The following is a 25820-nucleotide window of genomic DNA, read 5'->3' as shown; positions in this document are numbered from 1 at the left end:
GCGTTCAGGGGGTGGATTCAAACAGTCGCCCCATCCTGGCTTGTGGCGTGAGCTTGCCGCACAGGCGGAGGGCTTCCCAGAAACTGACCTGATTGGCGGTCAGCACTGGCATCCCGCAGGCCCGCTCCAGATCCCCAAGCCAGGCAGCGGAATGCAGCGCGGTGTCTGGAATCAGCAGTACCTCAGCCTCCGGCCGGGTATTGGCCACGGCAAAGTCGATGACATCGGCCTTGCCCAGGTGTCCAACCTCGGCGGCGGTGACGATGCCCCGGCTGGCCAGATGCACCACCTCGATATCGAAATGCCCCAGAAAAGCCCGGAAACGCTGGGCGATGTCTTCAGGATAGGTAGCCGCAATCGCCACTCTGTCGGCATCGAGGGCCTTGATGGCCCGGGCGAAGGCCATGGCCGTTGTCGACGCAGGCACCCCCAGGGCTTTCTCCAGGGTATCGATCTGCTGTCGGATGCCGTCCAGGCCAAGCACAAAGCTGGCGCTGGTGGATGTCCACATCACCGATTCAATCCCGGATCCAACAAGGGCCTCGGCGCCTTCGGCAAGCCGACGGACGCTGCCCATCTCGCTCAGCGCCTCGACGGTATGGGCGTCTTCAACAAACTGTGTGTGAACGAGGTTAATCTCCGCAGGCGGCTCTATCATGTTGGCCATCAGCGGATAGTCGTCCTCGGCCGCGTGGCCGGGGTAGAGAAAGCCGAGTCTGGCGGGAGGTGCCGTGCGGTTCATCGTTCGCGCCCTCGCTGACATGGGTTGACCTGCTCCCACAATAGACAAAAACTGGGTGCAATGCAGTCTCTGGAGACCGCCGATGGATAACCAGTGGTTCCTGATTTTTGCCGATGCGCTGCTGATACTTCACACCTTGCTGGTCGCGTTTGTCATTCTTGGGCTGGTAGCCACGTTTGTGGGTTATTTTCGAGGGTGGCAATGGGTGCGCAACGTCTGGTTCCGGATGGCGCACCTCCTGGTGATTGCCGTGGTTGTTCTGCAGGCCTGGCTCGGAGTGGTCTGCCCGCTCACCTCCTGGGAAATGGCGCTGCGGGCAAAGGCCGGCCAGGCCGGATACGAGGGCTCGTTCATCCAGCACTGGCTGCAATCCATTCTGTATTACAGCGCGCCGGACTGGGTGTTTATCCTTACCTACACCGTTTTCGGGGCTCTGATCCTGGCCAGCTGGTTTGTGGTCAAGCCCGGGCGGCGATAGGCATTAGCCAGTTGCTCCGCCTGTAGGTTCGGGCTCATAGTGCTGTCAGCCTCCTGTGCAAAACGTCCACGCAGGCGTTTATCTCACGTTCGCTGGCGCTGGCAAACCCCATCACCAGGCCGGTTCGGGCGTTCTCTCCAATAAAATGCGCGCTAAGGGGCGTGCTGCCGAATCCCTGTTTCCGAAGCCACTGGCTCAGGGCCATGTCGTCAAAATCTCCTTCCAGTACCAGGTGCATGCCCGCGCTTTCGGCCACCGGTCGCACGCTGTCACCAAGCCTGCCAGTAACCGCTTGCTGGAAGTGCTGCCACTTGCCCCGGTACAGCTGCCGCATCCGCCTCAGGTGGCGGGTGAACTGGCCACTGTCGATAAACTCGGCAATGGTGGCCTGCACAAGCAGGGGCGATTCGCCGCCGCTGATCTGCTTCGCCCAGAGCATAGGCTCAACCACTTCCTCCGGCACCACAAGATAACCTACTCGCAGGGCTGGCAGCAGGGTTTTGCTGAAGCTGCCCATGTACAGCACCGGGGCGTTCTCGAACAGGCCCTGAATGGCAGCGAAGGGTTTGTTGAAGAAGTGGAACTCGCTGTCGTAGTCGTCCTCGATAATCCAGCCGTCGTTTTGCTGCGCCCACTGGACCAGGGCCATACGCTGGGAGAGATCAAGGATCCCGCCCATGGGGTACTGGTGCGTGGGCGTACAGAACAGCAGACGGGCGGCACCGAGGCCAGGCAGGGCGTCGACATCCAACACCTGGTTCTTGAGTGGTATGGGGCGCAGCGGATGGCCGAAGCGCCCCAGCGCGTTGCGGGCGCCCCGGTAACCGGGATTTTCACACAGGATATGGTCGCCGGACCGCAGGAACACCTCGGCGATGAGTGACAGCGCCTGCTGGGCGCCTTGGGTGATGATCACCTGGTGCTCCTCGCAGCGCACGCCCCGGGAGGTACGCAGGTAGCTGGCAATGGCCCGCCTCAGGGGCCGGAAGCCCTGGATACTGTCGTAGCCACGCAGTGAACGACGGCTTTCCTGATGGTGCAGGATGCGGTTCCAGCTGCGGATGGGGAAGGCATCAAGATCCGGCAGGCCCGGCTGGAACGGCAGGTTGGCGTCTTCCTCTCGGGTCGGGCGCGCCCGGGGCAGCTCAGGAAGCGAGGGCAGGGCCATGCCCCGATTCAGCGGTTGCGCAAGACCATCGCCGGCGGGTTTGATGGCGGCCCGTATGTCCTCGTGAACGAACACACCTTTGCCAGGCCGGCTCTGCAGGAAGCCTTCGGCTTTGAGCTGTTCGTAAACGGCGTTCACAGTGTTGCGACTGATCCCCAGATCCGCTGCCATCTGCCGGCTGGAGGGCAGTTGCCGCCCGGGCAGGTAACGCCGGTCCAGGATGCGTTCGGACAGCCTCTGATACAGCTGGTGCTGAAGCGGTTTCGAGCTGTCGAGCCGGAGGTCATCAATCACGGCAACTGGTCCCATCAAAAGTCACAATCTGGATCTTTTGAGGGTATCAGAAGTGGCGTTCAATAAGCAGGCAATTTCTGCTTTCAGAAACACTGCTGTCAGAGATGCCCAGGAGTTGATGATGACCACGACAGACACCCCAGAAATAACCGATTCACCGCTGACAACCTGTCCCCGCAGCCAGGTGCAGCGCGCCGCAAAACGGGCCCGCTACGACCGCCAAAGTGCCTACGCCCTGATTGACCGGCTGAAAACCGCCCACGTTGGCTTTGTGGAGGACGGCGAGCCGCGCATCATTCCGATCACCATGTGGCGGCTAGCTGATGATCTTTATGTACATACCTTGAACGGCGGACGCTTGTCACGGCGCCTGGGCTCTGGAGCGTTACTTTGCATCTCGTTCGCAGTGACGAATGAATGGGTGATGACTAAGTCGGCGTTTCATCACAGCGCAAACTATGAGTCACTGGTGCTTTTTGGTCGGGCAGAGCCGGTAAATGACGATGACACGTTTGATGCCGCGTTCCGCGAGATTATCAACCAGCTAGAGCCAGGGCGTTGGGACCAGGTCAGGGCGCCGAATGACAAAGAACGAAAGGCAACGGCGTTGTTCCGGATACCGATTGAAGAAGGGGCATTCAAAAGCCGCACCGGTGGTCCAAATGACGATCCGGAGGATCTGGGGTTGCCGGTCTGGCATGGGACGCTGCCAGCCGGCTGACGACGTTTCTCAGGGGCCAGTCTGGTCATTTGGCGCCATTTTAAGAAATACGCCCAATGCAGCCAGTAGCAGAGCGGTACTCACAATGATAGCAACGGGATAATAGAGATTTCCGGCCAGCATGTTGATCATATTGTTTAACCCTCAGCATTGATCGATTCGGGCGCAGGCTACGCCCGGGAGAGCCTGATTTCGCTTAAGGATTGCCCATTCTCTGGTAACCTGACCAGTTAAACATGCCAACACCCGGAGCGACTCGAACCCAATGTCTGAAGATCCCCTGAAAACCCTTTCCGACATTGCCGGCGATGCCCATGCCCGCATCCAGGCAGCCCACCAGCACATCAATCCGGTGGTGGAGGTTCGCCGTGGCATGCGTGATGCCGGTATACCGGCAGATGTGATGACCATTGACTGCCTGCGCACCCGCCGAAGGATTACGCTGATCTTGCATGATGAACAGCCAGGCGTGCTTCTGTACCAGTTTGTGACCATTGAGGATGAGGTAGGGAGTGACTTTCAGCAGTTAGCGCTCGGCGACATGACGACCACCAAACTGTTCGGGTGGATTCAGGAGTATTTTGGTTGACTTGTGCAGACTCAGGGCCGCTCTGAAGTCATGACTGGGTGAGGTTCCGGTTCCGATTCTTCCGACGCGAGCAGTTCCGGACACGCTGCGTCTCTCAGCGTTACTCGACCGCTCTTCGTAGATCTGCTGATCGGCCATGCCGGCGGCGGGCTTCCTCGGCGTGCCTGGATCGCTGCCTCTCGATGTATTGCATGGCGTCCGTGCTGACGGGCAAGCGCAGGGCGCCTTCCAGGTCATGGCGGTCGTAGCCCAGATCCAACAGTGTGTCGTCCTTTTCCCTGAGCAGGTGCCTCGCCATGCGGCGGAACTGCTGGCGTCTGGAGTACCGTTCCCACATCGCTGCAAGGGGATGCAAGGCAGCCGTTGCACGGTGTTCCGTGGTCTTGAGCATGGTAACGCCCCAACAGTTGGTGAATGGTCCGCGGTGCTGGCCGCGAAGCAGTCTGGCTCGACAGTGGCTAACTGCATCCTCCATTCTGGAAGTGACGTTGCTTTCAATCAAACGAAAAGAATTTAAGGTCTCGTTCAACTATGCTTAAGGCACAGTCCAGGTGCACGTGGATACGGGGAGCGCTTTCGTGAAAATTCCATTGCTGGACAGCGATGTCCTCAGAAGCTTCGTGGCTATCGCCGAGTGTGGCACCTTCACCAGTGCCGCGAAGGCGGTACACCGGACACCCTCTGCCCTGAGCATGCAGATCAAACAGCTTGAAAAAAATCTCGGAAAAACGCTGTTTATCCGGGAGCCCAGGCAGGTCACGTTGACAGCAGAGGGAGAGGTCCTGCTCGATTACGGGCGGCGCCTGTTACGTTTGAACGAAGAAGCCGTCCAGCATTTCATCGCGCCAACCCTTGAGGGCAAGGTCGGCATCGGCACCTCCGATGACATCGGTACCCGCATCCTGCCGGAAGTGCTGGCGGAGTTTGCCAGGAGCTACCCCGCCGTTCAGGTGGATGTGGTAGTGGGCTCAAGTAAACAGAATCTGGCACGGCTGGATGCCGGGGAACTGGATATGACTCTGGTAACAGTGGCGGACGAAGCCGGCATCAGCCGTGGTGAGATTGTGCATCAGGAACCACTGGTGTGGGCCGGTCGGGAGGGAGCTTCGGCGTTCCAGCGCTCGCCCTTGCCCCTGGCCATGGCCCACGAGGGCTGCGCCTGGCGCCGGATGACGCTGCGCGCTCTGGATCGTGCCGGTATCGCGTATCGGATTGCCTACACTTGCGAGCACTGTTCCGGCCAGGAGGCGGCCATGCTCGCCGATCTTGCCATCGCTCCGTTCCCGAAGAGCCTGGTGAAACCGCCGCTTCGTGAGATAACAGGCGAGGCGCTGCCGGCAATCGGCTCCTATCAGCTGGCCCTGGTACGTCGCGGATCCAATCCGCTCAACGACGCCCTCGCCTCGCATGTAAAAGAGGCCCTGCAGGGTCTACGCTGAACTGAACTGTCCCCGGCCCGTCTTTCGCTGCCAATTCCGGGCCCATTGCGAACCAGGATAACCCCTCATGACCGAGTATTTTGTTCACGCCTTTATCTACCTGATTGCCGCCGTGATCGCGGTGCCTCTGGCTCAACGCTTCGGCCTGGGCTCGGTGCTGGGCTACCTCGTGGCCGGGGTACTGATTGGACCGGTGGCGGGGCTGGTGGGGCAGGAGGCCACCACCATCCAGCATTTTGCCGAGTTCGGGGTGGTGATGATGCTGTTTCTGGTGGGCATGGAGCTCGACCCCAAGGCACTCTGGGCCATGCGGGTTCGCCTGGTGGGGCTCGGTGGCCTGCAGGTGGTGCTGACCACCGGGGCCGGAATGGCGGTGGCTTCCTGGCTGGGCCTGCAGTGGCAAACGGCACTGGCAGTCGGGCTGATTTTTGCGCTGTCGTCTACTGCCATCGTGCTGCAAACCTTGAATGAAAAGGGCCTGGTAAAAACCGAGGGTGGTCGCAGTGCCTTCTCGGTTCTCCTGTTCCAGGATATCGCGGTCATCCCCATGCTTGCCCTGATTCCCCTTCTGGCCCTCCCTGAACTGATGGACGCGACCGCCACGCCCGACAGCCATGGCGGTCATATGAGTCTGGTCGCGTCTTTGCCGGGATGGGCCCATGGCCTGGTTGTCGTTGCAGCCATTGGGGCGGTGATCGTTGGCGGCCATTACCTGAGCCGCCCGCTGTTTCGTTATGTGGTCCAGTCCGGCTTGCGGGAGGTGTTTACCGCTACGGCCCTTATGCTGGTGATCGGTATCGCCGCCCTGATGAGCCTGGTGAACCTGTCGCCGGCCCTCGGTGCGTTCCTGGCCGGTGTGGTGCTGGCCAACAGTGAATTCCGGCACGAGCTGGAAGCCAACATTGAGCCGTTCAAGGGGCTCCTGCTGGGGCTGTTTTTCATTACCGTGGGTGCCGGGATCGACTTCGCGGTGCTGGGTGAACGGTGGGGCACGGTGGTATCCCTGGCGGTTGCCGTTATCCTGGTCAAGGCGGCCATCCTGCTGGTTCTGGCCCTGGTCTTCCGGGTGCGCGGCAGCAACGGCTGGCTGTTCACCCTTGGCCTGGCGCAGGCCGGTGAATTCGGCTTTGTGCTGCTCACCTACAGCGTTCAGAACCATGTAATTTCCACAGAGGTTTCCCAGCTACTCTCACTGGTGGTGGCGCTGTCGATGTTCCTCACGCCTCTGCTGTTCATTGCCTACGACCGGGTGGTATTGCCCCGTTACCGGAGCTCGAAGAACGATGACCGTGATGCCGATGCCATTGATGAGCAGGCGCCGGTGATTGTGGCCGGGGTAGGTCGGTTCGGCCAGATCGTCTGCCGCCTGTTGCGGGCCAACAACATTCCGATTGTGGCACTGGACCACGAGATTGAGCAGATTGAGAACCTCAGGCAAATCCATATCAAGAGTTTCTTCGGCGATGCCAGCCGCCCGGACCTTCTGGAAACCGCCGGCATTGAACAGGCCCGGCTGCTGGTGGTTGCAATCGACGACCGGGACCGGTCTGTGCAGATGGTGGAGCATGTAAAACAGTTTTTCCCGGGTGTCTGGGTGCTGGCCCGTGCCTTCGACCGGGGCCACGGTTACCGGCTGCGCCAGGCCGGGGCGGACGATGTGGTGAGCGAAACCTATCACTCCGCGCTGGAGCTGGGCGGCCATGCCCTGACCGCCATGGGCGTGCACCCCATGCGGGCCAGACAGATGACCTGGGCCTTCCTGGACAACGAAAAGGCCCATGAAGATGAGCTGTTTGAGGCGTGGAAAGACATTGAGGAAGGCATTCGTTTCAGTCCCCGATACGGCGAGCTGTTCATGAAGCTGGAGGAATCCTTGAGCAGCGCGATGCAGCAGGACTGGGAAGAGCCGAAGCAGGAGGACGTGCCGGTGTGGCGGCCGCCCTCCCATTGATGCGTGGCGTTTGGGGGCTAGGTCATCAATTCGGCTTGAGAGGTCTGTATGGTATTCGGCAAAACCCTTGTTGTTTCCGGGTTGGCTCTGTCCGCCCTGGCGGAGAGCTGTCTGGCCGCAGAGCCCGAGACCAATCGCGGTAACTGCGTCGCCAGCGAGGTACAGCCAGAAGCCATTGATCTGGACAAACCCAGGGATCAGCTGGCCCGCCAGAGCGATCTGGTGATACCCGAGGGCGCCCGTATCGGCGAGATCCGAACACTCCGGCGCCCGATCTTCGATACCAGCGACCCGGACCAGGACAACTTTCTGTACCGGACCCTGAACACACTGAATACGCCCACCTGGACATCGGCCTTGCGTTCGCAGCTGGTGTTTGAGGAAGGCGATCTTTACCAACCCGGGCTGATTTCCGAATCTGAGCGTGTGCTCCGGCAGCGGGAGTATCTCACGGCGGCCTGGGTGGGCGTTACACGGGTCTGCGGTGACGAAGTGGAGGTCAGCGTACTTACCCGGGACACCTGGACCCTGCTGCCCAGTGTCGGACTATCCCGCTCGGGCGGTGAGAATACGTCCAATATCGGTCTCTCGGATCCGAATTTCATCGGGTCTGGCAAGAACGTCGGCATCTCCTATGAGAAGGATCCCGACCGTACCGAAACCAGCGTGTTTTTTGACGACCCAAACGTATTTGGCTCGCACTGGCAGTCCGGTTTCTCGTTTGAAGAGCGCAGCGACGGGCGTGGCCGGAGCCTTTACCTCGAGCGCCCGTTTTTCAGTGAGGCGACGCCCTGGCGCTTTGGTATCAGCGGCCTGGACGATACCCGGGAGGAATCCCGCTATGTCGGTGCCGAGGCGATTGCGGATTATCGGCGCAAGCAGGAGCAGTTCAGTATAGACGGAGGCTGGCGCCTTGCGGAGCGTGGCAGCCGCCAACTCCGACTGTTGGCCGGTTACCGGTACGATGCCCTGGAGTTCGAACGCCTGCCGGAGGAACCCAACCTGGATGTACTTCCGGAAGACCGCACCCTGAGCTACCCCTGGGTGGGGTTTGACTATCGCCAGAACCGGTTTCGGGAAATGACCAACCTGACCCGATTACAGCGGGTGGAAGACGTTCGGGACGGTTTTGTGTGGCGAACGGAACTGGGATATTCCGGCTCCGGCCTGGGTGCTACCGAAGACCGCGTGGTGCTCAATATGGACTTCCAGGATGCCCTGCTGGCAACCGAAACCAATTACGCCCGCTATTCCCTTGCCCAGAGTGGCACCTACCGGATGGACGAGGATCGCGTGGAGAACCTGTCCGGAACCCTCGGGCTTGAGTATTTTCACGGTGGCTCCGAGCAATGGAACAGCTGGTACACCAATCTCACCTTCACCGCGGCCCATAACCTGACTGCTGATCAACAGTTGCTGATCGGCGGTGACAACGGCCTGCGCGGGTACCCGAGCGAGTACCAGCAGGGCAATCGGCGCGTGCTCTGGACCCTGGAGCGGCGTTACTTTCCGGACTGGCACCCGTTCAAGCTGTTTCGCCTTGGTGGCCTGATCTTCACCGATGTCGGCCGCGCCTGGTTTACAGATGGTCGCAACAGCGGCCCGGACGAGGGCATACTCCGTGACGTAGGCTTCGGGTTTAGACTGGCCTCCAGCCGCATCGAGGTGCAACGGATGCTGCACCTGGATTTCGCCTTTCCAATCGACGGCGACGACAGCATCGATGAGGTTCAGATTCTGGTGCGCGGTCGTAGCCAGTTTTGAGTGGCGCGGCCGCGCCGGTTTGTTCAGGCCGGCGCCACACCAAACAACCATTGGTGCGCCCACAGCACCATGACAACATAAACCGCAAGGCCCCCGGCAACGGCGATTATGTCGTTGGCCTTGCTGCTTGGCAGGGTGGGGATGTTGCGCTGGGTTCGGCGCTTCATGGATATACGGTCGGCAACGGCCCAGGCCAGGAACGCGCCGAACAGCAGAAGATCGTAGAGCATGCCGTTCGCCAGCAGGTGTGCCAGTGCCCAGAGTTTCACTGCAACCAGCATCGGGTGGCCCAGCTTTGCCTTGATCCTGCCCGGGAAATAGGTGGCGAACAGCAGGGGAAAGACCGGAAGCAGAAGCAGGAACGCCACATGCTTGAGCCAGCCCGGTGGCGTGTAGATTACGGTCGGATCCATGCGCGCGGCGCCGTAGCCCCAGGCGATCAGCACCAGGCCCGCCAGGGATACGAGTGAATAGAGGCCCTTGAAGGGGCCTTCGCCCATGGCGGAGTTGAGTCGGTTTCTGAACGGTTCGTTGATAATCGATAGCGAATGAACGCCAAAAAACAGGATCAGACCGACGATCAATGTGGTCATGGGCAGAACTCCTTTCGCCTGTAGGTCAGTGTCAGTGAGCCCGGAACCCCGGGCTGTGTGAAACGAAGGATAGTACAGGAAGCCGGGACAGACGATGCCTGAACGTTTATGATCGGCGTCCAACTCATCGAATTCACAGGGCGCCATGAAGTTTCCGAAGGTCACCGTTGTACTGGTCACTGCCGCAGTGCTATTTGTTCTTTGGGATCAGAACCGTGAACAACCCGAACCAGTTGATGCCAGCCGCCTGGCTAACCTGCAGGCCAACCCGGTTGAATTGGCGCAGGCGGTGGACTGGCTTTTCGACCAGATTCCGAAGTTTTGCCGGGACGCGGGTGGCGCGGGTGAGCAGGCGAAACATCGCCAGGCGTGTGTCAGCGCCGCTGAGGCCCGAACCTCCTCCTGCCGGCGGATGCTCTATGAACGTTTTCCGGACCCTGTTGCCACTGAAGCGGTATTTCGTGATATCACCCTGACGGCCATGGAATGCCTGGTTCCCCGTTCAGGCCTTGTTCAGTAACCACTGTCCTCCCTGCCCGCCTTGTCTGCTCCAACGTTAATGGCCGTTATTAGCTGCGCTTCGGTAGGCTGACGGCGTGAGCCCGAATCTTGCCCGGAACGCTCGACTGAACTGGCTGGAATCATTGAATCCGCAGGTGAGCGCGACGGCAGTGATTTTGAGTCGGCTGGTACGCAGCAAGTCACGGCTGCGCAGTAATCGCTGCTCCTGAACGTATTGGTACGGTGCACAACCGAACGTCGCCCTGAAAAGCCTGGCAAAGTGATAGGGACTCAAATTCACCCAACTGGCCATGCCTGAGAGTGTCAATGGCTCGCTGAGATGATCGTTTATGCGTTGTTGTAGCAGGCGCCGGTGGTGAAGTGCCAGCTGTCCTGTTACCTCTGGCAGTCTCTGTGGAACGTCAGAATGGCGGCTGACGATGTGAAGCAAAAGCCATTGCGCGATATGGTCCATGGCCAGGGTTTGGCCGGCCATCTGCCAGTCGCTCAGCGCGAGGAGTTTGCCCGCTTGCGCGAGGACCGGATCCTCACCGTGGTAGAGCTCGGAAAGCTGGCACTTGTCGGGGTCGACATCCAGCGTCTGCTCCGCGCACCGTGCAACATCGAGGTCACTGAAATAGAAATGGAAGAACTCAAAGTGACCCTCGATTTTCCAGCGGGAGCGGCTGCCAGCGGGAAATAAGCAAACGGCCCCGGGAAAGCCATGACTGACCACTTTGCCGTTCACTATTCGGCTGGCTTGTTGGCCGTTGTCGGTGTAAATGCTCAGGGCGTGGTGCCGTGGCCGCTCGTAACGCACTTCGCCCTGATGGTTCTGCCATTGAGCCAGCGCACGCCCCTGGCCGAGTTCCAGAATCCGTTTGGGGGCGACGCCTGCGGTGCGCAAGGTGTCAACAATATCTCGGTTGGACGGACGTTCTGTCAGGGGTTCGGGATCAGTCTGCATAAAGGACCTCCGCAGGAATCATCCATGGTTCAGCAGGATCTGACAAGCTTCCGGGGTCACTCCAGTCGTACTCTGATCAGCCGTTGGTGATAGTCACAAAGTGTGGAAGGACGCAGTGGTATGCCAATTTCTGTTCATTACGGTTTGACGGTACTGATCTGGGGCCTCACCTGGACCGCGATTCGTCTCCAGGTTGAAACAGCTCCGGTGGATCTTTCCGTTTTTTATCGGTTCGTCATGGCCTCTGCCGTGGCGTTGGTGGTTCTTGCTCTGGTGCGCAGGCTTGAGAAACTGACGCTCCAGCAGCATGGCTGGCTCGTTCTTCAGGGAGCAACCCTCTACAGCGTGAACTTCCTGCTGATCTACCGTGCCGCCGAGTCCATGACCAGCGGCCTGCTGGCGGTGGTGTTCTCACTGGCCGCTCTGTTCAATGCGTTGAATGGCTGGCTCTGGTTGCGCCTGAAGCCGACCGCGCGGTTGTATCCGGCGGTGGCTCTGGGTATCAGCGGGGTGGCCCTGCTGTTCTGGCACGATCTGCAGCTGGGCAATGCAACCGCTGCCAGCATTCTGTTCGCCATGGCTGGTACTTTCTGGTTCTCAATGGGTAACCTGGTCAGTATCAAGGTGCGAATGTCCAAGGTACCGTTATTTCTCGCCAACGCCTGGGCCATGGTGTACGGCGCGCTGATTCTGGGAATCTGGTGCCTGATTCAGGGCGTGGAGTGGGTGGTGCCTACGGCAGCCACGTTCTGGGGGGCAACGGTGTTCCTTGCCGTGCCCGGCTCAATCATCGCGTTCTACAGCTACATCACGGTCATCCAGACCCTGGGCGCCGACAAGGCCGGTTACGCCACGGTGCTGTTCCCTGTTGTTGCGCTGAGCGTATCAACCTGGCTCGAGGGTTTTGAGTGGACCGCGACAGCGGTACTTGGCGCCTTCCTCGCGCTGCTTGGCAATTACGTCCTGTTCCGGTCGGCCCGGGCGTAGCGCCGGTGCAATTCGAAAATCGCTTCCGCAAGCGCCGGAAACGGACCTTCTGTCGGAACGCCGGGTACCACCTGATGAATCGGCAGGGTGGCAACTGGTGGCGGCGTGACATGCAGCTCATCCAGCCACTGCGAAAGCTGTTCCGAAGAACTGGCGTAAACGATACGACCCAGCCCGACCCAGCCGTGGGCGGCAGCGCACATGGGGCAATGCTCGCCAGAGGTGTAGACGGTGGCCGCAGTGCGCTCGTCCGGAGTCATGTTCTCGGCGGCCCAGCGGGCAATCGCGAATTCCGGGTGGCGGGTCTCGTCGCCGCCGGCCGTTTCATTGTGTCCCTCGAACCGCACCGCGCCGGTGCCATCAACCAGCACTGAGCCGAACGGTGGGTTGCCGCTGTCTACAGCCATTCTCGCAAGCTCCACGCAGCGGCCGAGGTGTTTCATATCGGTTTCGTTGATCACAGGACCTCCTTCACAGCTGTCAGGGACAGGGTAGTACATCCAGAGGGTGCGGCTTTTTTGTGCTCCTCCAGCCCATTGATTATGATTTTGGTTGAAGAGTTCACAATTTAATACACGAAAACGTTTCGGTCAGAGGATGGCCAGACGCTAGGATTGGGCAGGATAAAACATAAAAAAATAAGAGGCCTTCTTGATGACCAACGCCGTGGGTAGCTGGTCATGTTGACGTCCAAAACTGTCGGTTGTGTTGTTGCGGTCCTGCTGATGGTTCTGGCGTGCACCGCCGTTTCCGCCGAGCCTGTCACTATTCCGGTGACTGCCTCATCGCCCGTGCCCTCCCGGTTTGAGGCTTGGGAAGACACCGCCGGTACAGCCACCCTGGACGAAGTAAGGCAGCTTGCCAGGGCGAACTGGCAGGCGTTGCCATCGGGCAGCGCCACTTTTGGCATTACCTCGTCGGTTTACTGGTTGCGGTTCGCCCTGCAGAACCAATCGGACGAAAGCCTCAACCTCATTGCAGAGCTGGCCTACTCACAGCTGGACGACGTTGTTTTTCACGTTCTCGCGAACGGGAAGGTGGAGCAGCGGTTCGAGACCGGGGACGGTCGCGCCTTCTACCCACGCCAGGTCGACCATCCGAACATGCTGTTGCGGTTTGATCTGTCGCCCGGTCAGCGCAAGACGGTGTACATCCGGGTTGAAACCGCAGGCTCAATGATCCTGCCGCTCAACCTCTGGCGCGCAGACGAGTTTTTTGCCGCCGCCTCCAACGAGCAGAAGCTGCACTTTTTCTACTACGGCAGCCTTACGGTGATCATCCTGATCAACCTGGCGGTGTTCCTTACGCTGAGAGAAAAGCTGTATCTCTATTACGCGCTCGCCATTTCGGGCTATCTGCTGTTTTTCGCGTCCATCAAGGGGTACAGCTTCCAGCTCCTGTACCCGGACGCACCGGAGATTCATGCCCGAGCCCTGCTGGTGTCCATGCCGGTGCTTGCGCTGTTCTCGGTGCTGTTCTGCCGGCAGTTGCTGAGAATCCCCTCGCACAGCCCCAAACTGGATGTGGCCATAAGGGCCATGATCGGGTTCGAAATCATCAATTTCGTCGCAGCACTTACCCTGGATTACAACCTGGCAATTATCCTGTCCTCGATATCGGCGCTGTTTTTCTTTTCCCTGCTGTTTGTGGCCGGGCCCATCACCTGGGCGGCCGGTGTTCGCGCCGGGGCCTTCTTCACCATTGCCTGGACACCACTGACCATCGGCGTTCTGGCCACGGCCGGCAGGGCCCTGGGTTTCTTTCCGGAAAACTTCATGACCGAACATGCCATGCAGATTGGTTCTGGCCTGGAAGCGTTCATTCTTACCCTTGCCCTTGCAGATCGCCTGTACCGCGAGCGGGAAGAGAAGATCCGGGCGCAGGCCGAGGCGCTGCGTATCGAGAAGGCCCGGAATGAGGCCCAGAACAGCCTGAACGAGGCGCTCACCCACGACGCGGTAACCGGCCTGCCCAACCGGAACCGGTTTGAGCGGATGGTCAACGATCAGTTCGAGAAGGATCCGCACGGCCATTACATGGTGGGGGTTGCCCGTATCACCCGTCTGGATGAGATTAACCGTACCCTCGGCCTCAATCGTAGTGAGCGCTTGCTGCAACGTCTTGCTGGCCAGATGACCGAACTTGCCCGCAACCTGCCTTACATCCTGCGGGTGCACGACTCCCTTGGTCGCGAGGAGCTGGTTTATCAGTTGTCCGGAGACACTTTCGGGCTGTTGGTGGATGCCAGCCAGGTGAACGATAACTTCAGCCAGCTCAACGCCGTACTCAGGCAACTGTCCGAACCGGTGGTGCTGGACAGCCTGGCCATTGAGCTGCACCCCCGATTCGGGGCAGCCAGCTACCCCGCCCATGGCAGCAGTGCCGCCCAACTGATCCGCAATGCCCATGTGGGCATGGAGATCACCCCGCACGGGCCCTATGAAACCGGTTTCTATTCGCAGGAATACGACATCTACAGCGAGAGCCGGTTAACCCTGATGTCCGATCTGCGGGAGGCCTTGCTGGAGGACCGGGCAGAACTCTATTACCAGCCCAAGTTCTGCCTGAACAGCCGGAGTGTGACCGGGCTGGAAGCCCTCGTACGCTGGAATCACCCGCAGCGGGGCTGGGTCGGGCCCACCGATTTCATTCCCCTCGCCGAGGAAACGGGTGTGGTCAATCAGCTGACGCGCTGGGCGGTGGAGCGAGGGGTTCGGGAACTGGCGAGGCTACTGAACAGGCACCCCGAGCTTACCCTTTCCATCAACATTTCCGCCCGGGACCTCGGTTCCGTTGGCCTGAAGGGCTGGATTACCTGGGTGCTCGAGCAGTATCAGGTCGCTGCTGAAAAGCTCACACTGGAACTGACCGAGACCGCCGCCATGGACGATCCGGAGAAAGGCCTTGGCGCCCTCAAAGCGCTGGCGGATATCGGCATCAGGATTTCCATCGACGACTTCGGCAGCGGCTATTCGTCGCTCTCCTACCTGAAGCAGTTGCCGGCAACCGAGCTCAAGCTGGATCGCTCGCTGCTCGAGGATATTGACACCAGTGAAAGCGCCCGCCTGATTGTCGGTACAGCGGTAACCATGGCCCACAACCTTGGCTACGAGGTTGTTGCCGAGGGCGTCGAGAGTGAACAGACCGCCCGGGTGCTGACGGATCTCGGATGCGATCGGCTCCAGGGATTCTGGGTTGCCAGACCCATGCCTCTCGAGGACCTGGTCGCCTGGCTCTCAGACCAGCCGGTAACCGACGGTATGAGAGCCGAGTAGCAACGGACCAGGCTCGCCTCCGGTCCTGGGCAATGGCACGTGCCTCCGGGCTGGTCTAGGCTTTCATGAAGGCAAGGGTAAGGGGCGAAGCAACGCGCGTCCGACTGCCCGATTTTCTGAATGGGGCGACCGGAGGGCGGATGCTGGAGTCGTTTGAGGCCGGGTTGACGGCCTGGTTGTGGCCGGGCTTTTCGGCGGTTCTTGCGGTGTTGGCCACCTACGTCGTCTACCGGCTGGCGCTGGCTGTGTTCCGGCATTTTTCCGCGTCGAGAACCGTATTGCGTCTTTTTCTCGACGCCGCCGCCAGGGCCCTGGGGGTGGTTCTCTGCCTGCTCACGCTAACCGGGATGTTGAAAGCCGCGCCCCCGGACCTGCCGCTGATGGCCGCCATTCAACAGATCACCACCCTTCTTCTGGTGCTCGCTATTACCTGGGCGGCAGTGCGACTGACATCAGCCATTGGCGAGGTGATCGTCGCCCTGAACCCGGTGCTCGAGGGCCAGTGGAAGCGGGCCCGCAAAGTGGAAACCCAGACCCGCTTCCTGGTGCGGGCCCTTAATATTCTCATTGTGATTATCGGGCTGGGCGCCGCCCTGATGACCTTCGAATCGGTCCAACACATGGGCGCCAGCCTGCTGGCCTCTGCCGGCCTGGGCGGGTTGATTCTGGGCTTTGCTGCGCGCCCGGTGCTAAGCAACCTGCTGGCGGGCATGCAGATTGCCCTCACTCAACCGTTCCGCATCGACGATGTCCTGCACGTGCAGGGCGAGTGGTGCTGGGTGGAGGAGGTGACGGCCACCTACGTGGTGCTCCGCGTGTGGGACCTTCGGCGTCTGGTGGTGCCCCTGCAGTGGTTTATCGAGAACCCCTTCCAGAACTGGTCCCGGAACACCTCCGACCTGCTCGGGGCTGTGTTTATCTGGGTGGATTACACCATGCCGGTGGAACCGCTCCGGCAGGAATTCGACCGTGTGCTCAACGAATCAAAACTCTGGGACGGCAGTTTTTCCTCGGTCCAGGTCACCGATTCCAGCGACCAGGCGATCCAGATACGCTTTCTGATGAGTGCCTCGGATTCAAGCCGCAACTGGGACCTCAGGTGTGCCGTTCGAGAGGCCATGGTAACCTTCATCCAGCAACATTACCCGGCACAGCTCCCGAGACTGAGGGCGCGGGTAGTGGAAAACTGAGACTTCGAAGGATCTTTCATGAGCCAGAAAACTGTCTGGATTACCGGCGCCTCCTCCGGCATCGGTGAAGCCCTTGCCCTCCAGTATGCCAAAGACCACGCCCGCCTGGTGCTGTCGGCCCGCCGGGAAGACGAGTTGCAGCGCGTGGCCCGGCGCTGTCACGAAGCCGGCCTGGCCGAGGACGACGTGCTGGTACTGCCCCTCGATGTGACTGACTGGGCTGCCCTGCCCGGGAAGGTCCAGGCGGTGCTTGAGCAGTTCGGCCATATTGATCTGCTGGTGAACAACGCCGGCCTATCCCAACGCTCTCTGTGCAAGGACACCGACATGGCCGTGTACCAGAAGCTGATGGACGTCGACGTGATGGGTCAGATTGCCCTCACCAAGGCTGTGCTTCCGCACATGCTGGAGCGGGGTGTCGGCCACCTGGCGGTTACCTCCAGCGTCGCCGGCAAGGTTGGTGTGCCCATGCGCACCGGTTATTGCGCGGCCAAGCACGCGGTGATGGGCTTTTTTGATGCGCTTCGGGCGGAAGTGGAAGGGCAGGGCATCAGCGTGTCCACCATCACACCTGGGTTCATACGCACCGACATTTCGCGCAACGCCCTCGTGGGTGATGGGTCCGCTTACGGTCGTGAGGATGAGGACATTGCCGGTGGCATGAATGTGGATGAATGCGCCCAAGTGGTGTTCAAGGGCCTCAGGGCGAAAAAGCGGGAGATCCCGGTAGGCAAGGGCAAGGAAATGGCGGCCCTCTGGCTCAAGCGTATTGCGCCCGAGGCGCTGTTTCGCATGACGAAGGCCAGGGCGTGAACCCTTGAAGGACAATACCATGAGCATCAATGAACTGAACCGGGTCAGCGACATGGATGGCGAGGACCGGTATGAGTACTTTCTGGACCAGGTAGCGGAGAGCCGGGAGGTCTGGATTCTGGTCAACGGCAACAGCCAGTTCCTCAAGATTGCCTCGGACGACGGCGATGTGGAATACCTGCCGGTCTGGCCGGATTCCGGGCTTGCCGCCGCGTATGCCAAAGGCGAGGACGCGCTGACGCCCCGCAGCGTTGCACTGCCGGATTTCTTCCGGAAGTGGGTGCCCGGGCTGACCGGTGACGGCCTGGAAGTGGGCGTGTTCCCGGGCGCAGACGGCACGGTCTGGCTCACCGAGCCGGAGGAGCTCAAGCGGGATCTTCAGGATGTGATGTCTGATTTCTGATCCACTTGAATTTCCCTTCGCCGCCCCGACGTTTCGGTGAACAATGAAACACAGGCCTAGAGATCATGACAGACACCCGACACCTGGTTTGTCCCCACTGCCACAAGCTCAACCGCGTGCCCGCCGAGAAGCTTTCCTCTGGCGGAAACTGCGGCGCCTGCAAGCAGCCCCTGTGGCCCGATAGAATTCTGGAGCTGACCGACCAGACCTTCGCTAACCACACCGGACGTAGCGATGTTCCGGTGCTGGTGGATTTCTGGGCCAGCTGGTGCGGCCCCTGCAAGATGATGGCGCCCCAGTTCGAGCAGGCGGCGAAGGACTGGCGGGGCAAGGTGCGTTTCGCCAAGCTAAATACCGAACAGGCCCAGGGCACGGCAGGCCAGTACGGCATTCGCAGCATTCCCACGCTTATCCTGTTCCAGAACGGCCGCGAAGTGGCCCGCCAGAGCGGTGCCATGAATCAGGCGCAGATCAGCCAGTGGCTTCAGTCGAAGGGATTTCGTTAGAGTCACAGAGGTTTTGCGCGTCGGTCATTTAAACGCCACATTGGCTCAGGCCCTGTGGTTGCAGGGCTGAGCGCAGCTATCCGAGCAGTTCCCACAAAGTTATCCACAGTTTTTGTGGGTAAAGGTCACGTTGCAAAAAGCAGATCTTGTAGCTGAAATTCGCTTAACTGAGGGCTGCAGGTTCGGTTTCCTTCCATATTTTACAGAATCACCAAAAAGGATATAATTTTTACTCATGGATGAGTGTGAATTCGACGAAGTTAAAAGCCAAGCGAACCTGGACAAACACGGTATCGACTTCGTGGCTGCCCAAGCGCTGTGGAGAGATCCATATCTCTTGGAAATCCGCGCAAAAGCAGAGGACGAGCCAAGGTTTTTGTTGATCGGCAAGATTGGTGAAAAGCACTGGTCGGCTGTCGTCACCTATAGGGAAGGTCGTACTCGCCTGATTTCAGTCAGGCGTTCCCGCAAGAAGGAGGTTGAGCTCTATGAAAGCTAAAGACTTTGAGAAAAAATTTGAGGATGGTCAGGAAGATATTGTTGATGACTTGGACCTGTCTTCCGCTCGCCGCGTTAAACAGGAACAAAAGCGAATCAACGTCGATTTTCCAGCTTGGGTCGTAGAGTCTTTAGATCGTGAGGCCGCGCGCATTGGCGTTACCCGTCAATCGATCATTAAGGTGTGGCTGGTTGAGCGTCTTCAGGCAGAATCTGCTAACAAGTGACTGTGTCGCCAGCGCCATTTTATGTCTCACCGCTGGCTGAGACGAATATCCTCCCGCTATTGAAACTCAGGCCCGCCTAACACACAATCAGGCTCAGGGAAGTAAACAAACGCTCACTTTAATTTTGCGAGAGAGGTAGTACAGGTGACCGAGCTGGTAAGTTACGAGTTGAACGACGGCGTTGCGACCATCGCCATCCAGAACGGCAAGGCCAACGCCCTGAGCCACGAGGTGTTTGAAGGTTTGAACGCGGCGCTGGACAAGGCGGAGCAGGACAAGGCAGTGGTCATCCTCACCGGTCAGCCAGGCGTGTTCTCTGCTGGCTACGACCTGAAGGAAATGCAGAAGGGCCCTAAGGAAGCCGCCGCACTGGTAAAAACCGGCTCTACATTTACCCGTCGATTGGCCGCTTTCCCGCTGCCGGTGATCGGTGCCTGCAGTGGCCACGCCATTGCCAAGGGCGCGTTCATCCTGTTGTCGGTGGACCACCGCATCGGTATCGAGGGTCCGTTCAAGCTGGGGCTGAATGAAGTGGCGATTGGCATGACCATGCACCACGCGGGAATCGAGATTGCCCGTCATCGGCTGGCGCCGGCGCATTTCTATCGGTCGGTGGTGAATGCCGAGATCTATAATCCCGCTGGCGCAGTCGAGGCTGGCTTCCTGGATGAGGTGGTCGCCCAGGACTCGCTGGTTGAGCGGGCCAACGAACTGGCCCAGCATTTCAAGACCCTGAACATGCGCGCGCACAGGGAAACCAAGGTAAAGGCCAAGGCCGACTACCTGGCGTTGCTGGATCGCTGCATCGAGCAGGATGCCGAGCACCTGGGCCTGAATGGCTGATTCAGCCCTCCGCGCGGAACTGGGGCGCCTCGGCGAACCGGAACAGTCTGGCCAGGATAAGGTCCGGGAACGACTGGATCCGGGTGTTGTAGATCCGGGCGCTCTCGGAGTAGCTGTCCCTCAGTAACGCCAGGTAGTTCTCGGTCTCTGCCATTATCGACATGAACGACTGAACCACCTCGTTGTTCTTCAGGTCGGGATAGCCTTCTATCCGCGCCTGAAGCGCACCCGCCACTTTCTTCTCAAACCCGATCAGTTTCTCCGTCTGGCCCTGGGCCCGCATCTCGGTCGGGTTGGCATTGCGCAGTTGGGCGATGGCTTTCAGCAACTGTTTTTCATGGGCCAGGGAGGCCTTCACCACCTTTTCGAGGTTGGGCCATAGATCGTGCCGCTGCTGCAGGATGGTGTCGATGTTGGCGGTAGCCCGGTCCACCCGGTTCTTCAGGAAGACCATGTCGTTGTAGTGAAGAATGGCCAGGTAGCCCAGCAGCACCAGGGGCACGGCCAGCGCAGACAGAATCAGATTGTCGGGGCTGAAGCTGCCATCGGCGGCAAACAGGCTGGTGGTGGCGAACAGGAACAGGCCCAGCACCAGCGCAATGCCGGCAAATCCCCGGGCGCCGCGGTCCAGAACAATGTTCTCTTCCTCGTTGCCGCTGATCAGAAACGGGGAATTGTCGTCCTGCTGGATAGTCAGCCGGTCTGGCTGCTCCCGATCAAGGCCGGCAAAGCCCAGGCAGTAGACGTTCACGAAGGTGTCCAGGAAACGGACGGTGTAGCGTCGGTCGCCAAGGTGCTCGACATGAGAGCGGGGGTATTCGATCTTTGCGCCGTCGGGGCGCACCAGAACCCGCCCGGCATTGTCATCCAGCCAGAACGGCACCCGCTCCTCCCGGTGCTCGATCACGCGCCATTTCTCGTTCTTGCCCGAGCCGCGCTTCTCTTCCACCTTGTAGTCGTACGCCACGCATTTCTCGTGTTGCAGCGGGTCCCGCAGGGGCGGGTGGTCCTCGTCCACGTCCACCATGGCTTTCAGCTCCGAGAGGCCGAAGCTGAGCCCTCGGGTGCTGCTGGTGGGTACGGCCTCGATCAGGCGCTTGAACTTGACCGTGCGGATCGACAACCAGAGCAACAGCAGGGCGCCCACGAGCGCAGCCGCTGACAGCGCACGGCTGGTCCAGGCATGGGGGTACCGGCCCTCGGGCTGGCTGTCGACAATGTCCCGGGCCAGGCTGGCGGTCTGGTCGTCCAGCTCCGCCATTGGCAGCCGGTGCTCGACCACACGGCTGAACATCCAGCGGTCGAGCAGGCCACTGGTGCTTTGCCGGATCAGCTGTTGCAGGGCGGCCACGTCTGCCAGTACCAGCGGGCTTTCGGTCTGGTCCAGCTGTTGGTAGCGGGCCTCATAGAGTGCGGCAATGGCCGACCACTCCTGGCGGAGCTTGCTGATGCCCAGCACCGTGAGCGTACCGGACACCGCGACGGTCATGACCAGAACGTAAATCCAGAACCGATGGACTTTCACAGCCGGCAGCAGCAAGGCAATGCCCAGAGCCAGAAGCCCGGTCGCGAGGGAGATGCGGATACCGGCCTCGAAGAAGCTCTCGCCGCTGTCCGCGGCCAGGGTGTTCCGGGATACCAGGGCGGGCAGGCTATAGGAGTCGAGGCCGTTGAAGGTGATGATGTGAGAGCCCGGGTTGAACTGGCCGATCACCCGTGCGGTATGTCCCGGGGTGAGCGCCCACTCGGAGTAGATCCTGCGTCCGGATTGCTGGTGATAGGTGCGGGACAGGTTCCACTGGGCTGCGTCAGGATCGACGACCGCAGCCACCGTGACCGAACCACTGGCATCCTTCAGTATAAAGTCGGTGGCACGGGTGCCGGATTCCAATGTTCGGGTTCTCAGGTCGCCGTCTGAATCCCGGTACTCCTCCTCCAGTTTGTAGCGGAAGTACACCGCCTGGGTGCTGGAGTAGGGCGTAGTGATCGTTCCCTCGGCCCCCGAGACTTCACCGCTGACGGCATAGGGCCCTGTGGTCAGGGCGGCCAGGGGTGTTTCCGGGAGGCGTTCGAGCTGGCGGGCCTCTGCCAACTGGGCAAGGCCGGTGGTCATGGCGTAATAGCTACCGGCGAGGCACGCCAGTCCGATGATTGCGAGTAAGGTTCTGCCAGGTAGACTGGCGATATTGAAGCGCCTCATGAGACGGGAAATTCCTGTTCCGCTTGCATGGAGTTGCGCCAGTATAGGGGATCCGGCAGTTTGATTCTGTGAGCCCATTGGAGCAGGCATAGGCGAATTGGCGAATAGGCACGGCGAGACGCCTGGTATAACGTTGGTCTGGTTTAAAGATGAACCTTCAGGAGAGCCTTGTGTCCCGGTCCGAACAGTTTGCCAGTGACAACTATAGTGGGGTGTGTCCGGAAGCCTGGGACGCCATGGCAGCCGCAAACACCACCGACGAGCCCGCCTACGGCGAGGACAGCTGGACCCAGCGCGCTGCGGACGGCTTGCGCTCGCTCTTTGATACCGACTGCGATGTCTATTTCGTGTTCAACGGTACCGCGGCCAATTCCCTGGCACTGGCCTCTATTGGCCAGTCGTTTCACAGCGTGATCTGCCATGAGCTTGCCCACATTGAAACCGACGAATGCGGCGGCCCCGAATACGCCTCCAACGGTGCCAAGCTGCTGTTGGGCGAGGGCGAGAATGGCAAGCTCACGCCCGAGAGCATCGAGCATCTGGTGACCAAGCGCACGGACATCCATTACCCCAAACCCAAGGCCCTGAGCCTGACCCAGGCCACCGAGGTGGGCACCGTATACACCCCCGAAGAGCTTCATCGGATCCGGGCCGTGGCGGATCGCCACAAATTGCACATCCACATGGATGGCGCCCGCTTCGCCAACGCGGTGGCGGCCCTGGACGTGCATCCCTCGGAGATTACCTGGAAGGCGGGCGTGGATGTGCTGTGCTTTTCCGGCACCAAGAATGGCCTGGCCCTGGGTGAGGCGGTGGTATTCTTTAATCGTTCGCTGGCCGAGGATTTCGAGTGGCGCTGCAAGCAGGCGGGCCAGCTGGCCTCGAAAATGCGTTATATTTCCGCGCCCTGGTGCGGTCTGCTTGAAGATAATGTCTGGCTTCAGAACGCCCGCCACGCCAACGCCTGTGCCGAGCGTCTGGAAAAGGGGCTGGAGGGCCTGCCCGGCATTCACCTGCGCTACCCGCGAGAGGTGAACGGGGTGTTTGTGGAGTTGCCTGAGCCGATGCAGACCGAACTGCGGAACCGGGGCTGGCGCTTCTACAACTTCATTGGCGGCAGCGCACGGCTCATGTGTTCCTGGTCAACCAGCCACGACCAGATAGACCGCTTCCTGGCCGACGTACGATCACTGGCCGGTTAGGTCTGGCTGGCCGTCATCTTCCGGATAAAGGCCTGGTGTTCTCGGCTGGCTCGTTCCATACCCGCGGGTCTCAGTCGCACCGTTTGCCCGGGCACGCACTGCGCAAGGCGCGAGGCCGAGAGCGGCGTCAGATTGCCCAGGCGCGGATAACCGCCGATGGTCTGCCGATCATTGAGCAGGGCGATGGGCTGGCCATCCGGCGGTACCTGTACCGCACCGAGAGATATGCCCTCAGACACCATGGATTCGATCCGGCAATGCAATGACGGCCCCAGCAGGCGCACGCCCATGCGGTCGGCGCGATCGTCTACCCGCCACTCGGCGTTGAAGGCGTCGTAGAGGCTGCGCCCGGTAAAGTCAGCAATCTGGGCGCCCGGTAACAGGTCCAGCAAGGCCGGCGTCGAGTAATCGGGTTGTTCTTCCGGCGGCGCTTCCACCATTTCCGAGTGCACGGGGTCGGGAGCAGCAACGGTGAGTCGATCATTGGCGGCCAGCCGACGACCCTGGCCATCGAAGCCCCCCAGGTGTTCCCGGACCACACAGGCGACACTGCCCAGCGCAGGTTCCGCCGAAAATCCCCCCGCCACCGCCAGGTAGGCTCGCAGGCCTTTGGCGGGTGAGCCGAACACGAGGCGTTCGCCCTTTCCAATCCGGAACTGGCGCCACATCGGCAGCGGCTGATTGTCGTGCTTTGCCGACAGGTCGGCACCGGTGACGGCGACGGTCAGATCCGCCTCGGCCTGCAGTTCCAGGCCTCCAAAGGTGATCTCCAGTACCGGGCTGCCCCAGCGGTTACCCGCCAGCCGGTTGGCCCAGGCCCAGGCATGGATGTCCGCCGGGCCGCCCTGGGTGACGCCCAGGTGGCGTACGCCGAAGCGGCCTGCGTCCTGGAGCAGGGCCAGCGGTCCTGCGCGGGTGACCCGGAACCCGCTGGTGGTGGCGGGGGTCATGACGTTTTCTCCTCTCTGGCCGGTTCCGCAGGCGTCACATCGCCGCCCTCATTCTCGAAGGTCTGGCGGTCAACCGATACAAAGCGCACCCGGTCACCTACTTTCAGCAGGCTGAAGCCCTCGCGGTTTCGGTCAAACAGGCGGGCAGCGGTGCGCCCAATCAGGTTCCAGCCACCTGGGGTAACCGCCGGGTACGCGGCGGTTTGGTGACCTGCGATCGCGACGCTGCCCGCCGGCACTTTCTGGCGCGGCGTGTCCATGCGGGGGCATTTGAGGCTGTCGTCCAGAAGTCCCATGAAGGCAAAGCCGGGGGAGAACCCCAGGGCGAACACCCGGTACTCCTGAAAACTGTGGGTCTTGATCACATCGTCCACCGACATTCCGGAGAGTCTGGCCACGCGATCAAGGTCGGGGCCCACGGAAGGATCGTACCAGGTGGCAATCTCATGCTGCTCACCCTCGCCGCCGGCGTCGTCCGGTACCAGATTAGCCAGTACCTGAGACAGCTTCTCACGGGCACGCCAGGCACTGATGCGCATGGGGTCGAAGGTTACCAGCAGGGTGGTGTAGGAGGGCACCAGATCCACCAGTGTTTCGCCAAATGCCGCCTCGCAGTCGTGGGTCAGCGCCGCCAGCCATAACAGGTTGTTTTCCTCGATGGTGTCGAACAGGCGCACCATCCAGCTGTCGATGCCGGCGGGCTCCAGTCTGGGTAACGCCATGTGTGTCACGAGGCTTGCTCCAGGGTGGTCAGCATCTCCCGAATGCGGCGGACAGCGGCAATGGATTCCTCGTTGTCACCGTGTACGCACAGGGTGTCGGCCCGCAGCACCAGGTCGCTGCCGTCGCTGGCGGTCAGCGGCTGGCCGGTGGCGATCCGGCGTGCCTGATCGATGATGGTTTCCGGATCATGATGAACCGCGCCGGGTCGGGAACGGGGCACCAGCCTGCCATCACTGTCGTAGGCCCGGTCGGCGAAGGCTTCAAACCACAGGGTCACGCCCTGCTCTTCGGCCTGCTCTTTGAGTGCGGAGGTATCGCGCATGGCCAGCGTCATCAATGGCAGCTCGGGATCAAAGGCACGAACCGCCCGTGCGACCGCGGCGAACCGCTCCGGATCACGGGCCATGTCGTTGTACAGGGCGCCGTGGGGTTTCACATAGCAAAGGCTGGTGCCTTCGGCCCGACAGATGCCTTGCAGAGCACCCAGTTGATACAACACCAGGTTTTCGATTTCCTCCGGGGAACAGGCCATGGAACGCCGGCCAAAGCCAACCAGATCCGGGTAGGCGGGATGAGCGCCGATACCCACCCCGTGGCGTTTTGCCAGGCGCACGGTTTTGCGCATCACGTCCGGATCGGAGGCGTGAAACCCGCAGGCGATATTGGCCAGGTCGACATGGGGCATGACTTCATGGTCCAGCCCCATCACCCAGGGGCCGAAGCTCTCGCCCATATCGGCGTTCAGCTTCAAGGTTGCCATAGTTACCTCGTTGCCTCTCTCGGAGGCGTATGCGTT

27 protein-coding genes are annotated in these 25820 nt (G+C 60.6%); 17 read left to right on the top strand and 10 right to left on the bottom strand.

From position 1 onward, the window contains the following. Window positions 1-4 precede the first annotated feature (4 nt). Complete coding sequence (locus ACFC20_RS06480; protein ID WP_375192288.1) at window positions 5-763, bottom strand: maleate cis-trans isomerase; 759 nt, start codon at window positions 761-763, stop codon at window positions 5-7. A 61-nt stretch (window positions 764-824) separates the two neighbouring features. Here ACFC20_RS06480 and ACFC20_RS06475 point away from each other — a divergent pair, with 61 nt between their 5' ends. Further along, window positions 825-1220: a DUF2784 domain-containing protein gene (locus ACFC20_RS06475; RefSeq protein WP_375192287.1), complete on the top strand. Its 396-nt coding sequence runs from the start codon at window positions 825-827 to the stop codon at window positions 1218-1220. Between the two features lie 34 nt (window positions 1221-1254). On the opposite strand, the gene ACFC20_RS06470 is transcribed toward ACFC20_RS06475, so the two are convergent. Continuing rightward, the gene (locus ACFC20_RS06470) at window positions 1255-2682 is read right to left on the bottom strand and encodes a PLP-dependent aminotransferase family protein (RefSeq protein ID WP_375192286.1); all 1428 of its coding nucleotides are present in this window, start codon (window positions 2680-2682) and stop codon (window positions 1255-1257) included. Between the two features lie 52 nt (window positions 2683-2734). Between ACFC20_RS06470 and ACFC20_RS06465 the strand changes: the two genes are divergently transcribed. Then, entirely contained in the window at window positions 2735-3403 is a 669-nt protein-coding gene (locus ACFC20_RS06465; protein WP_375192285.1) for a pyridoxamine 5'-phosphate oxidase family protein, read from the top strand. 265 nt (window positions 3404-3668) lie between these two features. After that, window positions 3669-3992: a hypothetical protein gene (locus tag ACFC20_RS06460; protein ID WP_375192284.1), complete on the top strand. Its 324-nt coding sequence runs from the start codon at window positions 3669-3671 to the stop codon at window positions 3990-3992. A 100-nt stretch (window positions 3993-4092) separates the two neighbouring features. On the opposite strand, the gene ACFC20_RS06455 is transcribed toward ACFC20_RS06460, so the two are convergent. Then, window positions 4093-4383, bottom strand: a complete 291-nt coding sequence (locus tag ACFC20_RS06455) for a hypothetical protein (RefSeq protein WP_375192283.1) — start codon at window positions 4381-4383, stop codon at window positions 4093-4095. A gap of 187 nt (window positions 4384-4570) precedes the next feature. Between ACFC20_RS06455 and ACFC20_RS06450 the strand changes: the two genes are divergently transcribed. The 3 genes from ACFC20_RS06450 (at window position 4571) to ACFC20_RS06440 (ending at window position 9146) form a co-directional block, all read left to right on the top strand. Continuing rightward, entirely contained in the window at window positions 4571-5431 is an 861-nt protein-coding gene (locus ACFC20_RS06450; RefSeq protein WP_375192282.1) for a LysR substrate-binding domain-containing protein, read from the top strand. Between the two features lie 67 nt (window positions 5432-5498). Further along, on the top strand, window positions 5499-7382 hold the full coding sequence (locus tag ACFC20_RS06445; protein ID WP_375192281.1) for a monovalent cation:proton antiporter-2 (CPA2) family protein: 1884 nt from the start codon (window positions 5499-5501) through the stop codon (window positions 7380-7382). Window positions 7383-7430: 48 nt separating this feature from the next. Next, window positions 7431-9146 carry a BamA/TamA family outer membrane protein gene (locus ACFC20_RS06440; protein ID WP_375192280.1) on the top strand — a complete coding sequence of 572 codons (1716 nt, stop codon included), beginning with the start codon at window positions 7431-7433 and terminating at the stop codon, window positions 9144-9146. Window positions 9147-9169: 23 nt separating this feature from the next. Here ACFC20_RS06440 and ACFC20_RS06435 read toward each other — a convergent pair whose 3' ends face one another. Continuing rightward, a complete protein-coding gene (locus tag ACFC20_RS06435) occupies window positions 9170-9739 on the bottom strand; it encodes an NnrU family protein (protein WP_375192279.1) in 570 nt (189 codons plus the stop codon). A gap of 145 nt (window positions 9740-9884) precedes the next feature. Here ACFC20_RS06435 and ACFC20_RS06430 point away from each other — a divergent pair, with 145 nt between their 5' ends. Beyond that, window positions 9885-10259 carry a hypothetical protein gene (locus tag ACFC20_RS06430; protein ID WP_375192278.1) on the top strand — a complete coding sequence of 125 codons (375 nt, stop codon included), beginning with the start codon at window positions 9885-9887 and terminating at the stop codon, window positions 10257-10259. Between the two features lie 36 nt (window positions 10260-10295). Here the strand turns inward: ACFC20_RS06430 and ACFC20_RS06425 are convergent, their stop codons facing one another. Continuing rightward, on the bottom strand, window positions 10296-11207 hold the full coding sequence (locus ACFC20_RS06425; RefSeq protein WP_375192277.1) for a helix-turn-helix domain-containing protein: 912 nt from the start codon (window positions 11205-11207) through the stop codon (window positions 10296-10298). Between the two features lie 120 nt (window positions 11208-11327). Between ACFC20_RS06425 and ACFC20_RS06420 the strand changes: the two genes are divergently transcribed. Further along, window positions 11328-12194, top strand: coding sequence for a DMT family transporter (locus ACFC20_RS06420; RefSeq protein ID WP_375192276.1), 867 nt, complete (start codon window positions 11328-11330; stop codon window positions 12192-12194). Here ACFC20_RS06420 and ACFC20_RS06415 read toward each other — a convergent pair. After that, on the bottom strand, window positions 12164-12655 hold the full coding sequence (locus tag ACFC20_RS06415; protein WP_375192275.1) for a nucleoside deaminase: 492 nt from the start codon (window positions 12653-12655) through the stop codon (window positions 12164-12166). The genes ACFC20_RS06420 and ACFC20_RS06415 overlap by 31 nt on opposite strands. 219 nt (window positions 12656-12874) lie before the next feature. Between ACFC20_RS06415 and ACFC20_RS06410 the strand changes: the two genes are divergently transcribed. The 8 genes from ACFC20_RS06410 (at window position 12875) to ACFC20_RS06375 (ending at window position 19949) form a co-directional block, all read left to right on the top strand. Then, entirely contained in the window at window positions 12875-15469 is a 2595-nt protein-coding gene (locus tag ACFC20_RS06410) for an EAL domain-containing protein (RefSeq protein WP_375192274.1), read from the top strand. A gap of 140 nt (window positions 15470-15609) precedes the next feature. Further along, window positions 15610-16659: a mechanosensitive ion channel family protein gene (locus tag ACFC20_RS06405; RefSeq protein WP_375192273.1), complete on the top strand. Its 1050-nt coding sequence runs from the start codon at window positions 15610-15612 to the stop codon at window positions 16657-16659. An 18-nt stretch (window positions 16660-16677) separates the two neighbouring features. Then, a complete protein-coding gene (locus ACFC20_RS06400; protein ID WP_375192272.1) occupies window positions 16678-17472 on the top strand; it encodes an SDR family oxidoreductase in 795 nt (264 codons plus the stop codon). A gap of 19 nt (window positions 17473-17491) precedes the next feature. After that, entirely contained in the window at window positions 17492-17875 is a 384-nt protein-coding gene (locus ACFC20_RS06395) for a DUF2750 domain-containing protein (protein ID WP_375192271.1), read from the top strand. A gap of 65 nt (window positions 17876-17940) precedes the next feature. Continuing rightward, complete coding sequence (gene trxC / locus ACFC20_RS06390; protein ID WP_375192270.1) at window positions 17941-18381, top strand: thioredoxin TrxC; 441 nt, start codon at window positions 17941-17943, stop codon at window positions 18379-18381. A 235-nt stretch (window positions 18382-18616) separates the two neighbouring features. Further along, entirely contained in the window at window positions 18617-18880 is a 264-nt protein-coding gene (locus ACFC20_RS06385; protein ID WP_375192269.1) for a BrnT family toxin, read from the top strand. After that, entirely contained in the window at window positions 18870-19106 is a 237-nt protein-coding gene (brnA, locus tag ACFC20_RS06380) for a type II toxin-antitoxin system BrnA family antitoxin (protein WP_375192268.1), read from the top strand. The genes ACFC20_RS06385 and brnA overlap by 11 nt, the downstream gene beginning before the upstream one ends. A gap of 144 nt (window positions 19107-19250) precedes the next feature. Continuing rightward, window positions 19251-19949 carry a crotonase/enoyl-CoA hydratase family protein gene (locus ACFC20_RS06375; protein WP_375192267.1) on the top strand — a complete coding sequence of 233 codons (699 nt, stop codon included), beginning with the start codon at window positions 19251-19253 and terminating at the stop codon, window positions 19947-19949. Window position 19950: 1 nt separating this feature from the next. On the opposite strand, the gene ACFC20_RS06370 is transcribed toward ACFC20_RS06375, so the two are convergent. Beyond that, the gene (locus tag ACFC20_RS06370; RefSeq protein WP_375192266.1) at window positions 19951-22149 is read right to left on the bottom strand and encodes a LemA family protein; all 2199 of its coding nucleotides are present in this window, start codon (window positions 22147-22149) and stop codon (window positions 19951-19953) included. 149 nt (window positions 22150-22298) lie between these two features. Between ACFC20_RS06370 and ACFC20_RS06365 the strand changes: the two genes are divergently transcribed. Beyond that, a complete protein-coding gene (locus ACFC20_RS06365) occupies window positions 22299-23351 on the top strand; it encodes a threonine aldolase family protein (protein WP_375192265.1) in 1053 nt (350 codons plus the stop codon). Here ACFC20_RS06365 and ACFC20_RS06360 read toward each other — a convergent pair. The 3 genes from ACFC20_RS06360 to ACFC20_RS06350 are packed head-to-tail and all read right to left on the bottom strand — an operon-like array spanning window position 23348 to window position 25784. Continuing rightward, window positions 23348-24301, bottom strand: a complete 954-nt coding sequence (locus tag ACFC20_RS06360) for a biotin-dependent carboxyltransferase family protein (RefSeq protein ID WP_375192264.1) — start codon at window positions 24299-24301, stop codon at window positions 23348-23350. The genes ACFC20_RS06365 and ACFC20_RS06360 overlap by 4 nt on opposite strands. Next, on the bottom strand, window positions 24298-25023 hold the full coding sequence (gene pxpB / locus ACFC20_RS06355) for a 5-oxoprolinase subunit PxpB (RefSeq protein WP_375192263.1): 726 nt from the start codon (window positions 25021-25023) through the stop codon (window positions 24298-24300). Before pxpB ends, ACFC20_RS06360 begins: the two co-directional genes overlap by 4 nt. Before the next feature lie 5 nt (window positions 25024-25028). Further along, a complete protein-coding gene (locus ACFC20_RS06350) occupies window positions 25029-25784 on the bottom strand; it encodes a 5-oxoprolinase subunit PxpA (RefSeq protein ID WP_375192262.1) in 756 nt (251 codons plus the stop codon). Between the last annotated feature and the right edge of the window lie 36 nt (window positions 25785-25820).

Origin of the sequence: Marinobacter sp., from assembly GCF_041984545.1 — a bacterium.
Classification (GTDB): Bacteria; Pseudomonadota; Gammaproteobacteria; order Pseudomonadales; family Oleiphilaceae; genus Marinobacter.
This window is presented reverse-complemented; position numbering and strand designations above follow the sequence as displayed.

What these genes read in the sequence shown, in the direction of transcription:
- ACFC20_RS06480 (WP_375192288.1), bottom strand. Translation starts at nt 763, where the DNA reads ATGTCAGCGAGGGCGCGAACGATGAACCGCACGGCACCTCCCGCCAGA.
- ACFC20_RS06475 (WP_375192287.1), top strand. Translation starts at nt 825, where the DNA reads ATGGATAACCAGTGGTTCCTGATTTTTGCCGATGCGCTGCTGATACTT.
- ACFC20_RS06460 (WP_375192284.1), top strand. Translation starts at nt 3,669, where the DNA reads ATGTCTGAAGATCCCCTGAAAACCCTTTCCGACATTGCCGGCGATGCC.
- ACFC20_RS06455 (WP_375192283.1), bottom strand. Translation starts at nt 4,383, where the DNA reads ATGCTCAAGACCACGGAACACCGTGCAACGGCTGCCTTGCATCCCCTT.
- ACFC20_RS06445 (WP_375192281.1), top strand. Translation starts at nt 5,499, where the DNA reads ATGACCGAGTATTTTGTTCACGCCTTTATCTACCTGATTGCCGCCGTG.
- ACFC20_RS06440 (WP_375192280.1), top strand. Translation starts at nt 7,431, where the DNA reads ATGGTATTCGGCAAAACCCTTGTTGTTTCCGGGTTGGCTCTGTCCGCC.
- ACFC20_RS06435 (WP_375192279.1), bottom strand. Translation starts at nt 9,739, where the DNA reads ATGACCACATTGATCGTCGGTCTGATCCTGTTTTTTGGCGTTCATTCG.
- ACFC20_RS06430 (WP_375192278.1), top strand. Translation starts at nt 9,885, where the DNA reads ATGAAGTTTCCGAAGGTCACCGTTGTACTGGTCACTGCCGCAGTGCTA.
- ACFC20_RS06425 (WP_375192277.1), bottom strand. Translation starts at nt 11,207, where the DNA reads ATGCAGACTGATCCCGAACCCCTGACAGAACGTCCGTCCAACCGAGAT.
- ACFC20_RS06420 (WP_375192276.1), top strand. Translation starts at nt 11,328, where the DNA reads ATGCCAATTTCTGTTCATTACGGTTTGACGGTACTGATCTGGGGCCTC.
- ACFC20_RS06410 (WP_375192274.1), top strand. Translation starts at nt 12,875, where the DNA reads ATGTTGACGTCCAAAACTGTCGGTTGTGTTGTTGCGGTCCTGCTGATG.
- ACFC20_RS06405 (WP_375192273.1), top strand. Translation starts at nt 15,610, where the DNA reads ATGCTGGAGTCGTTTGAGGCCGGGTTGACGGCCTGGTTGTGGCCGGGC.
- ACFC20_RS06400 (WP_375192272.1), top strand. Translation starts at nt 16,678, where the DNA reads ATGAGCCAGAAAACTGTCTGGATTACCGGCGCCTCCTCCGGCATCGGT.
- ACFC20_RS06395 (WP_375192271.1), top strand. Translation starts at nt 17,492, where the DNA reads ATGAGCATCAATGAACTGAACCGGGTCAGCGACATGGATGGCGAGGAC.
- trxC (WP_375192270.1), top strand. Translation starts at nt 17,941, where the DNA reads ATGACAGACACCCGACACCTGGTTTGTCCCCACTGCCACAAGCTCAAC.
- ACFC20_RS06385 (WP_375192269.1), top strand. Translation starts at nt 18,617, where the DNA reads ATGGATGAGTGTGAATTCGACGAAGTTAAAAGCCAAGCGAACCTGGAC.
- brnA (WP_375192268.1), top strand. Translation starts at nt 18,870, where the DNA reads ATGAAAGCTAAAGACTTTGAGAAAAAATTTGAGGATGGTCAGGAAGAT.
- ACFC20_RS06370 (WP_375192266.1), bottom strand. Translation starts at nt 22,149, where the DNA reads ATGAGGCGCTTCAATATCGCCAGTCTACCTGGCAGAACCTTACTCGCA.
- ACFC20_RS06365 (WP_375192265.1), top strand. Translation starts at nt 22,299, where the DNA reads ATGAACCTTCAGGAGAGCCTTGTGTCCCGGTCCGAACAGTTTGCCAGT.
- ACFC20_RS06360 (WP_375192264.1), bottom strand. Translation starts at nt 24,301, where the DNA reads ATGACCCCCGCCACCACCAGCGGGTTCCGGGTCACCCGCGCAGGACCG.
- pxpB (WP_375192263.1), bottom strand. Translation starts at nt 25,023, where the DNA reads ATGGCGTTACCCAGACTGGAGCCCGCCGGCATCGACAGCTGGATGGTG.
- ACFC20_RS06350 (WP_375192262.1), bottom strand. Translation starts at nt 25,784, where the DNA reads ATGGCAACCTTGAAGCTGAACGCCGATATGGGCGAGAGCTTCGGCCCC.